Annotated in this window: 14 protein-coding genes; 10 read left to right on the forward strand and 4 right to left on the reverse strand. The window is 62.3% G+C overall.

The genetic code is table 11. The features are described 5' to 3' along the window. Nucleotides 1-205: 205 nt before the first annotated feature. Together B9N88_RS32795 and B9N88_RS02525 are read left to right on the forward strand one after the other, a co-directional pair. Nucleotides 206-514, forward strand: a complete 309-nt coding sequence (locus B9N88_RS32795; protein ID WP_223841602.1) for a phosphomannomutase — start codon at nt 206-208, stop codon at nt 512-514. Beyond that, the gene (locus tag B9N88_RS02525; RefSeq protein ID WP_027608690.1) at nt 511-843 is read left to right on the forward strand and encodes a hypothetical protein; all 333 of its coding nucleotides are present in this window, start codon (nt 511-513) and stop codon (nt 841-843) included. Before B9N88_RS32795 ends, B9N88_RS02525 begins: the two co-directional genes overlap by 4 nt. On the opposite strand, the gene B9N88_RS02530 is transcribed toward B9N88_RS02525, so the two are convergent. Further along, the gene (locus B9N88_RS02530; RefSeq protein ID WP_027608691.1) at nt 795-1418 is read right to left on the reverse strand and encodes a phosphatase PAP2 family protein; all 624 of its coding nucleotides are present in this window, start codon (nt 1416-1418) and stop codon (nt 795-797) included. The genes B9N88_RS02525 and B9N88_RS02530 overlap by 49 nt on opposite strands. A gap of 254 nt (nt 1419-1672) precedes the next feature. On the opposite strand from B9N88_RS02530, the gene B9N88_RS02535 reads away from it, so the two are divergent. Then, nucleotides 1673-2755 (forward strand): LLM class flavin-dependent oxidoreductase, encoded by a 1083-nt coding sequence (locus tag B9N88_RS02535; protein WP_027608692.1) that lies wholly within the window; start codon nt 1673-1675, stop codon nt 2753-2755. 73 nt (nt 2756-2828) lie between these two features. Here B9N88_RS02535 and B9N88_RS02540 read toward each other — a convergent pair whose 3' ends face one another. Further along, nucleotides 2829-3623, reverse strand: coding sequence for a class II aldolase/adducin family protein (locus B9N88_RS02540; protein ID WP_027608693.1), 795 nt, complete (start codon nt 3621-3623; stop codon nt 2829-2831). 736 nt (nt 3624-4359) lie between these two features. Continuing rightward, nucleotides 4360-5265 carry a LysR family transcriptional regulator gene (locus B9N88_RS02550; RefSeq protein ID WP_027608694.1) on the reverse strand — a complete coding sequence of 302 codons (906 nt, stop codon included), beginning with the start codon at nt 5263-5265 and terminating at the stop codon, nt 4360-4362. A 216-nt stretch (nt 5266-5481) separates the two neighbouring features. On the opposite strand from B9N88_RS02550, the gene B9N88_RS02555 reads away from it, so the two are divergent. Both B9N88_RS02555 and B9N88_RS02560 read left to right on the forward strand, forming a co-directional pair. Then, nucleotides 5482-6093: a cysteine dioxygenase family protein gene (locus tag B9N88_RS02555; RefSeq protein ID WP_027608695.1), complete on the forward strand. Its 612-nt coding sequence runs from the start codon at nt 5482-5484 to the stop codon at nt 6091-6093. Next, nucleotides 6090-7673, forward strand: coding sequence for a rhodanese-related sulfurtransferase (locus B9N88_RS02560; RefSeq protein WP_027608696.1), 1584 nt, complete (start codon nt 6090-6092; stop codon nt 7671-7673). The genes B9N88_RS02555 and B9N88_RS02560 overlap by 4 nt, the downstream gene beginning before the upstream one ends. 68 nt (nt 7674-7741) lie before the next feature. Here B9N88_RS02560 and B9N88_RS32545 read toward each other — a convergent pair whose 3' ends face one another. Further along, on the reverse strand, nt 7742-7903 hold the full coding sequence (locus B9N88_RS32545) for a hypothetical protein (RefSeq protein WP_155954390.1): 162 nt from the start codon (nt 7901-7903) through the stop codon (nt 7742-7744). Between the two features lie 396 nt (nt 7904-8299). Here B9N88_RS32545 and B9N88_RS02565 point away from each other — a divergent pair, with 396 nt between their 5' ends. Genes B9N88_RS02565 through B9N88_RS02585 form a run of 5 tightly spaced genes read left to right on the forward strand, consistent with a single transcriptional unit; the run spans nt 8300 to nt 13480 of the window. Beyond that, nucleotides 8300-9274, forward strand: coding sequence for an ABC transporter substrate-binding protein (locus B9N88_RS02565; protein WP_027608697.1), 975 nt, complete (start codon nt 8300-8302; stop codon nt 9272-9274). Nucleotides 9275-9285: 11 nt separating this feature from the next. Beyond that, nucleotides 9286-10650, forward strand: a complete 1365-nt coding sequence (locus B9N88_RS02570; protein WP_027608698.1) for an LLM class flavin-dependent oxidoreductase — start codon at nt 9286-9288, stop codon at nt 10648-10650. Then, nucleotides 10647-11330: a peroxiredoxin-like family protein gene (locus B9N88_RS02575; protein ID WP_027608699.1), complete on the forward strand. Its 684-nt coding sequence runs from the start codon at nt 10647-10649 to the stop codon at nt 11328-11330. The genes B9N88_RS02570 and B9N88_RS02575 overlap by 4 nt, the downstream gene beginning before the upstream one ends. Before the next feature lie 39 nt (nt 11331-11369). Next, nucleotides 11370-12539 carry an acyl-CoA dehydrogenase family protein gene (locus B9N88_RS02580; RefSeq protein ID WP_027608700.1) on the forward strand — a complete coding sequence of 390 codons (1170 nt, stop codon included), beginning with the start codon at nt 11370-11372 and terminating at the stop codon, nt 12537-12539. Further along, on the forward strand, nt 12536-13480 hold the full coding sequence (locus B9N88_RS02585; protein WP_027608701.1) for a D-isomer specific 2-hydroxyacid dehydrogenase family protein: 945 nt from the start codon (nt 12536-12538) through the stop codon (nt 13478-13480). Before B9N88_RS02580 ends, B9N88_RS02585 begins: the two co-directional genes overlap by 4 nt. Nucleotides 13481-13989: the final 509 nt, after the last annotated feature.

Raw genomic sequence — 13989 nt, forward strand, 5'->3', positions numbered from 1 at the left:
TATTCTTCGGCAAAAGGGACGACCTTATTTAATGAGTTGCAACTAACGACCGAGTAATTATGACCACAGCCTACAAACCGAGACCATCTATCGCGCAAGACAAAAAATAACAATCCCGGCATTAACCGACTAAAACTAACATTCCGGTATTTTTGTACCGTCCCATAATAAAGTGCGATTTGAATGCACCAGACAGGGGACGGCCATGAACACGTCAAAGTTATTGGTAGAGCGTATTGGCCTATTTCCTTCTTCGGGAAATATTCAAGTGGAAGTGCATGATTCATCCCATGTCGTCGAACGCCTGCAGGTGTTGTATGCCGATAACTCACTGGACAGCGACGCGTCCGGTGCCGGGTTTTCCATGGTGTTCGCCGATTGGCGCTTCAAGTTGCAGGTCAGTGACCCATTGTCGGTGTGCCTGTGCGTGGAAAGTCGCGGCGACAGCCAGTTCATGCAGGTCAAGACGGCCGAACTGCTGGCCAATATCTGCGGCACCGAGGAGCGGCCATGAGCCTGTGGGCGGGCTTGAGACGCGGCTATGCGTTGCGCAGGCTGACGGGGATGTTCGAGGGGTTTGCCGAACCGGTGCAGGGCGCGCAGTACCAGCGCAACACCCGGGTCATCGGCCATTGGCTGGACCTGTTGCGCGGCAGCTCCCCGCAGCAGATCACCCATGCACTGTTCCAGCAGATGAAACGCGCGCAGCGCCGTGGCAATGCGCGGCGCTTCAACGCGCAGACGACCTTGCTGGCGCTGATGGTGGAAAGCAACCTGGCGCTGGACCTGGCGACCTACTCGGCCTTCCGGTGCGCGGTTTCCAGGCGCCAGGCAGGCTCCTGATGGGCCTGATCGGCACCTGAGAGGGTCACTGCGACGCGGTTGAGCAGCCACTCCGCGTTGTACTTGGGCACCAGCCCACAGACCAGCAAAAACACCAGCCCGCCGCCGATGAACACGGGGGATACCTTGATGGGCGCGGCATCAATACGCCACAGGAACACACTGGCCGCTGTCGCACCCAGTGCGGCACCGGCCAGGGCTTCATTCAGCGGATGTATATAAGGCGCGACACAATAAGCACTGAACCCGATACTTATCACTAACCCCGCCAGCGCCGCCGGCCAACGCCAGGCCTGGTTGAACTGGCGGGCCAACAAACTCGTTGCCACCGTGACCATCAAACAGGTGTTCATGGCATGGCCACTTATTACAGCAATATCCAAGTGCTGGAAGGATAAGCCCCAACCTTTAAACAGCAACTTGCTGGCCGCCACGATCGAATAAGTAATACCCAGCGTTATTATCCAGGCCCGCAATGCCCACGGCGTGGAATACCTTAACCAGACAGCAATCACCAGTGCGGCCGGAATCATGACGGTAATGCCGCCATATTGCGCAAGTTCTGCCCGCATCACTGCTTAACCTTCGACGTGCCATTTTCGGCGCTCATCAGACCTCAGGCCCGGCAAAAACACAACGTTATCTAGGGTCAGCAACGCGCTAAAAATGCATTTTACTGATTATAACACCTAAATATGATTCTATATTTTAATAATTAGGTTAGAACCAAACGGCATTTTACAGCGGCTGTCGCGGCCCCTACCGTGGACGAGCATGACCGACCCCCTGCCCGGCGGAGGTATTCACCCCTACTCGACAAGGACAGACCATGAGCATTGAATTCATCGGCTATATCGGCGGTCACCACGCTTCCGAGATCCACCCACGCAGCGGCCCTACCCTGCAACCGGACTACGTGGAAACCGTGGCCCGCGCCCACGAAGACGCCGGCTTCGACCGCGCGCTGGTGGCGTTCCATTCCAACAGCCCGGACAGCACGCTGATCGCCGCCCATGCCGCCAGCGTGACGAAGAAACTGCAGTTCCTGATCGCCCACCGTCCGGGCTTCGCCCAACCGACCCTGGCCGCCCGCCAGTTCGCCACCCTTGATGTGTTCAATGGCGGGCGCACCGCCGTGCATATCATCACCGGCGGCGACGACCGCGAACTGCGCGCCGATGGCAGCCATATCGGCAAGGACGAACGCTATGCGCGCACCGATGAATACCTGAGCGTGGTCCGCCAGGAATGGACCAGCGATCAGCCCTTCGACTTTGCCGGCACCTACTACCAGGTCGAAGGCGCCCACTCCGCGGTGAAGTCGCCGCAGCAGCCGCATATCCCGCTGTACTTTGGCGGATCGTCCAAGGCCGCGATTGAAGTGGCGGGCAAGCATGCCGATGTGTACGCGCTGTGGGGCGAAACCTATGAGCAGGTCCGCGAGATCGTGACCCAGGTGCGCGCCGAAGCGGCCAGGCATGGGCGCACGATTCGCTTCAGCCTATCGCTGCGGCCGATCCTCGCCGCGACCGAAGAACAGGCGTGGGCCCGTGCCGACAGCATCCTGCAACAGGCCACCGAGCTGGCCGAAAAGAATGGCTTTGTGCGGCGTGAACCGCCGAATGAAGGCTCGCGCCGGTTGCTGGCGGCGGCGGCGCAGGGCTCGCGGCTGGACAAGCGTTTGTGGACGGGGATTGCCGGGTTGCTGGGGGCGCAGGGGAATTCCACCTCGTTGGTGGGGACCGCCGAACAGGTGGCAGAGGCATTGGTCGATTATTACGACCTCGGCATCACCACCTTCCTGATCCGTGGGTTTGATCCGCTCAATGATGCGATCGACTATGGCAAGCGGTTGATCCCCCTCACCCGGCAGTTGATTGCTGAACGCGAGCAGGCCAAACAGGTCGCGTGAGCAAGAACACCACAAAACCCATGTGGGAGGGGGCAACCCCTCTCCTACATTTTGATTTTCACCTGGTTCGAAATCAGTTCTTGTAGTCGGTATCAGTCCGCTCCAACTGCCGAATCAGCGCATTCCAATGCCGCGCCACCCCCGGTCCTTCGCCACTGGCAAACACCTTGGCCTGTTGTTCGACTTTCGCCACCACTTCGGCCGGCGGGAAGATCAACTCCGCATTCCCCGCCGCCTGCGCCGCCACCTGGATATTGCACGCGCGCTCCAACTGTTGCAGCTGCGCAAACGCATGTTCAACACTGACGCCGGCGGTCAACAAGCCATGGTTGCGCAGGATCATCACGCTTTTGTCGCCCAGGTCCGCCACCAGCCGCTCGCGTTCGTCCAGGTCGAGGGCCACGCCTTCATACCCGTGGTACGCCACGCGCCCGGAAAAACCAATGGAGTGCTGGGAGATTGGCAGCAGGCCGTCCTTCTGCGCCGACACCGCAATGCCGTCGCGGGTGTGGGTGTGCAGCACCGCCTGCAGGTCATGGCGTGCGCCGTGGATCGCGCTGTGGATCACATAGCCGGCGTAGTTGATGCCCAGGCCGGTAGGGTCATCGACGATAGTGCCGTCGAGGTCGACCTTGACCAGGTTGGATGCGCTGATTTCATCGAACAACAACCCGAAGGCGTTGATCAGGAAATGCTCCTCCGGCCCCGGCACGCGGGCGGAGAAATGGGTATAGATGTGGTCGGTCCACTTGTACAAGGCAGCCAGGCGATAAGCGGCGGCCAGTTTGACGCGCACCTCCCACTCTTGCGGGGTAACGCGCTGGCGAACATTGCTGGTGAGATTGGTGATCGAGGTGACGCTGCTCATGGCAAAACTTCCTGGATGGCCTTAAGGACTTCCAGGCAAGCCTAGGGGATGGCCAAAAATAATAAAAAGCACATTTTAATCTAAGCTAATTATTATTTTTTTTCATATAACCCTTACCAATAATTCAGGGCAAATGTGGTAGATCCCACGACCTCTTCGACGCAGCGCTGTCGCGCAGCAAACTGTGGCGAGCGGGCTTGCCACAAGAATGCGGTCGCCTGAAATTCTTCAGGCAAGACTCAAGACTTCAGGGTGAAATTTTAACCCTCTAAAATCATTCAGTTATTTTAAGTTTGATAAGAGGGGCTTGCCCCCGATGGCCATGAGTATCTCCCGCAACGCTAACACCGATGCGAAGCGAGCCGCCCTTGATCTTGCTTTTGATCTTGATCTTGATCTTGATCTCAGGCGCCCCGTTAACCACGCTGGCCGGAATCCGACAGTGATTTGGGGGGGGTAAACCGGCAGGGATGCCGGTTTAGCCGCCCCGCGCCATGGATGGCGCGTGGCGGCGGCCCCCCAAATCACTGTCGGATTCCGGGCACACCGAGCCTAGGCGAGGTGCCGAGTGGTGGGGCAAGAGCCCTTTGCTTACTTTGGGGCTTTTCCAAAGTGAGCCGCCGTCAGGGCGGAACCCTAAGCCGCCGTTACCGCAGCAACGGATATGTACCCGGTCCAATCCAAAAAAATGGTCGGCCCAGAGGCCGTCATCGGGGGCAAGCCCCCTCCCACAGGGTTACGCGGCGTCGCGGACTTTGTGCAACGACGCCGCCACCCGCTTGCCAAACGCATCCACCGGCCCCTGCAGGTTGCCCAGGAAGTGCGGGTAGATCAGCCACAGGTCCATCACCGGCTTGAAATCCTTGAGCGGCATCACCGCCAGCTGCTCACGGTGCGCACTGCGTTCCAGCAACGGCCGTGGCACCAGGCCCAAGCCCAGGCCGTCGGCCACCAGGCCCAGTTGCAGTTCGGTGCCGAAGGTCTCCAGGTTGACCCGCAGGGCCAGGCCCTGATCGGACAAGGTGCGCTGCAAGCCGGCGCGGAAACCGCAGCCGTCCGGGTTGAGGACCCAGCCGTTCTGGTACACATCGGCCAGCTTGCAGGGTTTCTTCGGCAGTTGGGCCTTGGCGCAGACCACCACCAGTTCCATCTTGCCGATGGACTCGCCGACGATGTTGTCCGGGAAGATCTTGCCTGCCGGGAACAGCGCCGCCGCCGCGTCCAGTTCGCCGCGTTCGATCTTGCCCACCAACTGGCTGCCCCAGCCGGTGGCGACCTGGGCACGCAAGTCGGGGTATTCGCTGCGCAGGTGCTTGAGCGCGTCCAGCAGCACCACGTCGCCGATGGTCTGCGGCACCCCCAGGCGCAGCAGGCCGGTGGGCGGTGCGTCGGTGGCCACCAGCTCGCGCAGGGCATCCATCTCGCGCAGGATCAACCGGCACTGCTCATAGACGCGGGTGCCGATCAATGTCGGCTTGAGGGGCTTGGTGTTGCGGTCGAACAGCTCCACGCCCAGCGCCTGCTCGAAGTTCTGCACGCGGCGGGTAATGGCCGGCTGGGTCAATTGCAAAGACTCGGCGGCATGGCTGATGGACTGGCAACGAATCACTTCGACAAAGGCATCGATATCGTCAATTTTCATTTGGGCCGCACATAGAGAACAGTCATTAAGATGTGTGTGAAGCATAGTTGCAGGAACGTGGCGTGAATAGCCCGTGCTGCAATCGATAACGTCTAACGCTATTCAGACCGGTTCTAAATTACCTTCAGCTATAAGCTAATCATTAAAAAATAGCATATTAACTATAAACATTATGCTTAGATAACCCCATCCCTGCGACCACACGATGGAAGTGCCATGACCCAGGCCCGACACCCCGAGAGACTCAGAGCCTTCATAGGCGCCCTGGCGGAATTGATCGACGGCAATCCACGGGAAGGCGACCTGTTACACCGTGGCGGCAAGCTGCTGGCGCAATTGGTCAGCCATGACGACTGGCTCCCCGATGAATTTGCCCAACCCGACCCCGAGCGCTACCAGCAGTTCCTGCTGCATGCCGATTCGCGCCAGCGTTTCAGCATCGTCAGCTTTGTCTGGGGGCCGGGGCAAAGCACGCCGATCCACGACCATCGGGTGTGGGGGCTGATCGGCATGCTGCGCGGCGCAGAGTTCTCCCAAGGCTTCCAACGCGCACCCGACGGCAGCCTGGTCGCCGAAGGCCAGCCGATTCAACTGGTGCCGGGCCAGGTCGAAGCGGTGTCTCCCAAGGTCGGCGACATCCACCAGGTGAGCAATGCCCACAGCGACCAGGTGTCGATCAGCATTCATGTGTACGGCGCCAATATCGGCGCGGTGCGCCGTGCGGTGTACCAGCCCGACGGCAGCGAGAAACTGTTTATCTCCGGTTATTCCAACGCCTTCCTCCCGAATATCTGGGATTTGTCCAAAGAAAAGAGCCCTGCCCTATGACCACCGTATCGACCCGTAGCTTTGCCCGGATTCGCCAGGCACTGTTGGACCGTGAAGAAGTCGCCCTGGTGGACGTGCGCGAAGAAGCGCCGTTTGCCGAATCCCACCCGCTGTTCGCGGCGAATATCCCGCTGTCCAAGCTGGAACTGGAGGTGTATTCGCGCATTCCACGCCGCGATACCCAGGTCACCGTCTACGACAACGGTGAAGGCCTGGCCGCCCGTGCCGCCGAACGCCTGGTTGCGCTGGGCTACACCCAGGTCAGCCTGCTGGAAGGTGGCCTGGACGGTTGGCGCCGGGCCGGTGGCGAGCTGTTTATCGATGTGAACGTGCCGAGCAAGGCCTTTGGCGAGCTGGTGGAAAGCGAGCGCCACACGCCGTCCCTCGCCGCTGAAGAAGTGCAGGCGCTGCTCGACAGCCAGGCCGATGTGGTGGTGCTCGACGCCCGCCGTTTCGACGAATACCAAACCATGAGCATCCCCACCGGCATCAGCGTGCCCGGTGCCGAGTTGGTGTTGCGCGCGCGCGAACTGGCGCCCGACCCGGCCACCCGCATCATCGTCAACTGCGCCGGGCGTACCCGCAGCATTATCGGTACCCAGTCGCTGATCAATGCCGGCGTGGCCAACCCGGTGTCTGCGCTGCGCAACGGCACCATCGGCTGGACCCTCGCCGGGCAGACACTCGCCCACGGCCAGTCGCGGCGCTTTGCCCCGACCTCGGAAGAACATCGCCAGATCGCCGCCGTCGATGCCCGCCGCGTCGCCGACAAGGCCCGGGTCGGTCGTGCCACCCTGGCCGACCTGCAAGCCTGGCAGCAAGACGCTGCGCGCACCACCTACCTGTTCGATGTGCGCACCCCGGAAGAATTCGAAGCCGGCCACCTGCCCGGCGCACGCTCCACACCGGGCGGCCAGCTGGTACAGGAAACCGACCATGTCGCCAGCGTGCGCGGGGCACGCCTGGTACTGGCGGACGACGATGGCGTGCGGGCGAATATGTCCGCGTCCTGGCTGGCCCAACTGGGCTGGGAGGTGCATGTGCTGGATGACCTGCAGGCAGCGCATTTCAGCGCGAAAGGCGCCTGGGTCGCCCCGGTGCCCGCGCCGCCCCAGGCCGAACTGATCAGCCCGCATACCCTCGCCGAATGGCTCGCCCATGGCGACACCGTGGTGCTGGACTTCACCGCCAGCGCCAACTACGTCAAGCGCCATATCCCCGGCGCCTGGTGGGCGTTGCGTGCGCAACTGCCCGAGGCCCTGGCCAAGGTACCCGCCGCCCAGCGTTATGTGCTGACCTGCGGCAGCAGCCAACTGGCGCGCCTGGCGGTGGCCGAAGTCGAAGCGATCACCGGCAAACAAGTGTTCCTGCTGCAAGACGGCACCGCCGCCTGGATCAACGCGCAACTGCCACTGGAAGAAGGCGAAACCCACTTGGCCTCGCCGCGTATCGACCGCTACCGCCGGCCGTACGAAGGCACCGACAACCCCAGGGAAGCCATGCAGGCTTATCTGGATTGGGAGTTCGGTCTGGTGGAGCAACTGGCCCGCGATGGGACCCATGGGTTTTACGTCATTTGACCCCAGGCACGCCTGCCCCCATTGCGGGAGCAGGCGCTACCCCAGGCTGATGGGGCGGGGGTACTGCGTTACTTTCTTTCTTCTGTGTCGGTGCAAGAAACCGTCCCCGAGCTACCGCTCAACTGAGACTGCATGGCGTGGACACCCGCCTCCATTTGCGAGGCCACGCTGAACTGGGCGCCGAGCAACAGGCTGAACATGACGCATGTGGTTGCCAATAATTTGAACATGACGAATCCTCACTGGTTCGCTGAGAGGGTAAAAATACCCCCATCGTTTACTCACAGCTGACTTGGCTGCGTACTGTCATTTTCTGCCCGGCGCAACGCCTGGACACCTGTGAAGAATGACAGTGGCCTAGACAACTTCGCACTATGCAAACCTGCGCTGAGAGCGATTGGCACCGTCCCTTTGGAAACCCAGGCACCCCAGCCGCAATTACGCACCTTAAAAATACATAAAACGCATATTAGACAACAAATTATCTTAATATTTTTCATAATTAACATATAACCAAAAAGACTTTCACAGCAGGTTTTTATGGGCATAACGTGAACTCCTCACCGACCCCTTCTCCAGGCGGAGGTAGCCGAACCCTTTTTCGATCTGCCTGGAGCCTGCATCCCATGGTCTTTTTCACTCCGTTCAAACGCCTGCTCCTGGGCACCGCCCTGGCCCTTGGCCTGGCCACCGGCGCCCACGCCGCCGACCTGCAACCGCTGCGGGTGGCCAATCAGAAATCGACAATCAAGACGCTGCTGGAAGTCTCCGGCGAAACGAAAAACGTGCCCTATGAAATCCAGTGGTCGGAATTCCCGTCCGCCTCGCCCCTGGGCGAAGCCTTGAATGCCGGTGCCGTGGATATCGGTGCCCTGGGCGATGCGCCCTACGTGTTTGCCCTTGGCGCCGGCGCTTCGCTCAAGGTGGTCAGCATCATTCACGCCGAAGGGCGTAACACCACCGCCCTGCTGGTGGCCAAGGATTCGCCGATCAAGACGGTGGCCGACCTCAAGGGCAAGAAAATCGTCACCGGCCGCGGCTCCATCGGCCACTACCTGGCGATCAAGGCCCTGGCCACGGCCGGCCTGACCACTAAGGATGTGCAGTTCATTTTCCTGCTGCCCAGCGAGTCGCGCCTGGTGCTGGATAACGGCACCGTCGACGCCTGGTCGACCTGGGACCCCTACACCACCGTGGTCACCTCACAAAGCCAGGCGCGGATCCTGGCCAGCGGCAACACGCTGTTGAGCAACCACCTGTACCTCGCCGCCACCGGCCAGGCCATCGCCGACAAGCGCACGCAGCTGGACGACTTTGTCGCCCGCGTCGACCGCGCCTACGCCTGGGCCAATACCCACCCCGACGAGTACGCCGCCGCCCAGGCCAAAATCACCGGGCTGCCGCTGGCCGTGCATCTGGCCGTGGCCAAGGAAACCCGCCTGAGCCCGGTGCTGATTGACGACAGCGTGATCAGTGGCCTGCAGGCCACCGCCGACACCTACCAGCAAGAAGGCCTGCTGCCCCGGCACATCGACGTGTCCCAGGGCTTCGACACGAGCTTTAACGCCAAGCGCGCCCCCAACAACCAAGCATCACGCTGAAGGAGCAGAACATGAGCACGCCACATCCATTGAAACCCCGCCATTTGAAACTGGGCGCCATGGTCCACGGTGTCGGCCACGGTTGGGGCGAATGGCGCCATCCCCAGGCGCAACCGAATGCCAGTACGAATTTCGGCTTCTACAAGCAGCAGACCGAACTCGCCGAAGCGGCCAAGTTCGACTTCGTGTTCATCGCCGACAGCCTGCACATTCACGCCAAGTCCAGCCCGCATTACCTCAACCGCTTCGAGCCGCTGACCATCCTCTCGGCCCTGGCCGCGTTGACCACGCATATCGGCCTGGTGGCCACCGTGACCGTCAGCTACACCGAGCCCTACCAGGTGGCGCGCCAGTTCGCGTCCCTGGACCATATCAGCGGCGGTCGCGCCGGCTGGAACGTGGTGACCTCGTGGCTCAGCGGCACCGCCGACAACTTCGGCAAGGCCGAGCACCCACCCCATGCCGTGCGCTACCGCATCGCCAAGGAACACCTGAACACGGTCAAGGGCCTGTGGGACTCCTGGGAAGACGACGCCTTTGCCTACAACAAGCAAAGCGGTGAATTCTTTACCCCGGGCAAGCTGCATGCGCTGAACCACAAAGGCGAGTTTTTCTCGGTCAAAGGCCCGCTGAACATTGCGCGCTCGCGCCAGGGCCAGCCGGTGATTTTCCAGGCGGGCACCTCCGAAGACGGGCGTAACTTTGCGGCGCAGAACGCTGAAGCCATCTTCGTGCATGTGGAAAGCATCGAAGAAGGCCTGGCTTATACCCAGGACCTCAAACGCCGCGCCAAAGGCTTTGGCCGCGACGCCGACAGCCTGTCGATCCTGCCGGGCATCCGCCCGATTGTCGGCCGCAACGAGGCCGAAGTGGAAAGTCGCTACCAGCAGGCCGTGGAGCTGGTCACCGTGGAAGATGCCATCGTCGCCCTCGGTCGCCCGTTCAACGACCATGACTTCAGCCAGTACCCGCTGGACGCGCCCTTCCCGGAGCTCGGCGACCTGGGCGCCAACAGCCAGAAAGGCGGCTCCGACCGCATCAAGCAACTGGCCAGGGACGAAGGCCTGACCCTGCGCGAAGTGGCGCTGCGCTTCTCGCGGCCCAAGCGTGATTTTGTCGGCACCCCGGAGCAAGTCGCCGACGCGATCCAGACCTGGTTCGAACGCGGTGCCAGCGATGGTTTCATCATCAACTCGGTGCTGCCGGACGGCTTGCAGTACTTCACCGAACTGGTGGTGCCGGTGCTGCAACAGCGTGGCCTGTTCCGTAGCGAATACACGGGGCACACCCTGCGCGACAACCTTGGCCTGGACGTGCCGGCCAACCGTTACAGCGTCACTGCCGAGGTCGAAACGCAACAGGAGGCGCTGGCATGAGCGAATCCCTCAACCGTCAGTTGGCGGCGCTGCACGCCGAGCGTGTAGCCACCTGGGCGCCGGCGGCGTTGCAGGTCAATATCGACCAGCGCCAGCGCCTGGTGAATGAAGCACGGGTAGACGACTATGTGCAGCTCGGCGATGAACTGGCCCCCTTCACCCTGCTCACTGTGGAAGGCGGCGAACTGACCCGCGAACGGCTGCTGGCCGACGGCCCGGCGGTGCTGATCTTCTTCCGGTTTGCCGGCTGCCCGGCGTGCAATATCGCCCTGCCCTATTACGAACGCCAACTCTACCCACGCCTGCGAGAACTGGGCGTGCCCCTGGTCGCGGTGAGCCCGCAAGTGCCTGAACGCCTGGTTGAGATCAAGAGCCGCCACGCCCTGCAATTGCGGGTGGCCAGCGACCCGGACAACCAACTCGGTCGCCGCCTGGGCATCCTCTACAGCTTCGACGAAGCCTCTCGCAATGCAGCCCTGGCCAAGGGCAATCACATCGGTGAAACCACCGGTACGGGAACCTGGGAGTTGCCGCAACCGACCGTGGTGGTGATTGCCCAGGACGGCACGGTGGCGTTCGTGGACGTCAGCCCGGACTGGCTGGTGCGTACCGAAGCCGAGCCGGTGGTGCAGGTGGTGGAGCGCTTGCTGGGCCAACAGCCTGTACGCATCGCCATCTAGGCCCAGCGCCCCTCCCACATTTTGACCGAGTACATTCTCATGACCCAACCGTCTCTACGCTCCGTGGAGGTCGCCAACTTCGAGGCCCTGCTCGAACGCCTCAGCACCGAGCTGGCCGGCACCGCGCACCTGTATGACGAGAGCGGCGCCTTCCCCCATGCCAACTTCCAGCGGCTGCACGACCATGGCCTGGTCGCCCTCACCGTGCCCAAGGCCCTCGGCGGCGGTGGTGCCAGCCTGCCCCAGGCGCGCAAGGCGATCAGTGCGATTGCCAAGGGCGAACCGTCCACCGCACTGATCCTGGTGATGCAATACCTGCAACACACGCGCCTGCAAGACAGCAAGACCTGGCCGCCCCACCTGCGTACCCGAGTGGCCGAGGACGCGGTGCGCGAAGGTGCATTGATCAATGCCCTGCGCGTCGAACCCGACCTCGGCACCCCGGCCCGTGGCGGGCTGCCGGCGACGACTGCCGTGCGCACTGCCGAGGGCTGGCGCATCAGCGGGCGCAAGATCTACTCCACCGGCAGCCATGGCCTGAGCTGGTTCAGCGTATGGGCGCGCAGCGATGACGCCGACCCGCTGGTGGGCGCCTGGCTGGTGCCCAAGGACAGCCCCGGCGTAAGCATCATCGACACCTGGGACCACCTCGGCATGCGCGCCACCTGCAGCCATGAAGTGGTGCTCGACAATGTGCTGGTGCCACTGGACCACGCCGTCAGCGTCAGCCCCTGGAGCGCGCCGCAACCGGAACTGGATGCCGAGGGTTTCCTGTGGATGTCGGTGCTGCTGTCCTCGGTGTATGACGCCGTGGCCCAGGCCGCGCGGGACTGGCTGGTGAACTGGCTGGAAGAGCGCCAGCCATCCAATCTCGGCGCGGCGCTGTCGACACTGCCGCGTTTCCAGGAAACCGTCGGCCATATCGACACCCTGCTGTTCGCCAACCGCAGCCTGCTCGACGCCGCCGCCGACGGCCACACCCCGGCCGCCAACGCCGCGCAGTTGAAGTACCTGGTCACCCACAACGCTATTCGCGCGGTGGAGCTGGCCATCGAGGCCTCCGGCAACCCCGGTCTGTCACGTCATAGCCCGCTGCAACGCCACTACCGCGATGTGCTGTGCAGTCGTGTGCATACCCCGCAGAACGATGCGGTGCTGCAGGGCGTGGGTAAAGCCGTGTTCGCCCAACGCCAGAAGGAACGCACATGACCCAGGTGATTATCGCCAGCCAGTTGGACGAAGACTACAACGACGTGATCCGCGCGCGCCTCACTGCGATCCACCCCGGAGCCCAGGTGATCGGCGTGCCGGCAGGCGTGCCAAGCGACCTGCCGCCCCAGGCGAATATCCTGCTGCTGCGCCCGATCAACGTGCGCGGCTACACCGCACCGGACACCCCGCCACCGGGCTGGCCCTACGGCGCGCAATGGGTGCATTTGGTATCGTCCGGCATCGACTTCTACCCGCAATGGCTGTTCAACGGCCCGCCGGTGACCACCTCCCGAGGCAGCGCCGCCGACAACCTGGCCGAGTTCGCCCTGGCAGCGATCTTTGCCGCCTCCAAGCATTTGCCGGACATCTGGGTGAAGGACTCGCAATGGAACTTCACCGCCCTGCGCCCCCTCAAGGGCACCACCCTGGGTATCCTTGGCTTTGGCGCGATTGGTGAAAGCCTGGCACAAAAAGCCCTGGGCCTGGGCATCAAGGTGGTCGCGCTGCGTCAGAGCCAGGCACCGCTCGGCGCCGGCGTGGACGCCGCCCAGGACATCCACGACCTGTTCGCCCGCGCCGACCACCTGGTGGTGGCAGCGCCACTGACCGACGCCACGCGGCATATCATCAACCGCGATGTGCTGGGCAGCGCCAGGCCGGGCCTGCACCTGATCAACATCGCCCGTGGGGGCCTGCTCGATCAGGAGGCGTTGCTGGAGGCCCTGGATAACGGCCAGATCGGCCTGGCATCGCTCGACGTGACCGAGCCGGAGCCCTTGCCGGACGGGCACCCGCTGTACAGCCACCCACGGGTACGGTTGTCGCCGCACACGTCAGCGATTTCGACCAATAGCCGCAACGAGATTGCCGATACGTTCTTGGCGAATCTGGAGCGCTACGTTTCAGGGGTTGAACTGGCGAATCTGGCTAACGCCTGACGCTGTTCAAAAATGTCGGAGGGGCGGTGCGACGATTCGACTTGCTCCCGTGGCGGCCTTCGGGCCGACCATGTCGTTGGAGTTGAGCGAGTACATATCCGTTGCTGCGGTAACGGCGGCTTAGGGTTCCGCCCTTACGGCGGGTCACTTTGGAAAAGCCCCAAAGTAACCAAAGGGCTCTTGCCCCAACACTCGGCACCTCGCCTAGGCTCGGTGTGCCCGAACGAAGGCTTGAATCCGTGGGCCGCCGTCATGGGCCATCCTTGGCCCAGGACGGCTAACCCGGCGTCCTGCCGGGTTACCCACGGATTCAAGCCTGCGTTCGGCCAGCGTGTTTGACGGGGCGCCTAGGATCAAAAGCAGAGCAAAAGCAGAGCAAAAGCAGGCTGAGGTCTGCCTGCTGGATGGAGATCCAAATGTGGGAGGGGGCTTGCCCCCGATGAGGGTGGGTCAGTGATACTTGGGTTGACTGACTCACCGCTATCGGGGGCAAGCCCCCTCCCACATTT

Origin of the sequence: Pseudomonas sp. LAMO17WK12:I1, from assembly GCF_900177315.1 — a bacterium.
Classification (GTDB): domain Bacteria; phylum Pseudomonadota; class Gammaproteobacteria; order Pseudomonadales; family Pseudomonadaceae; genus Aquipseudomonas; species Aquipseudomonas marginalis.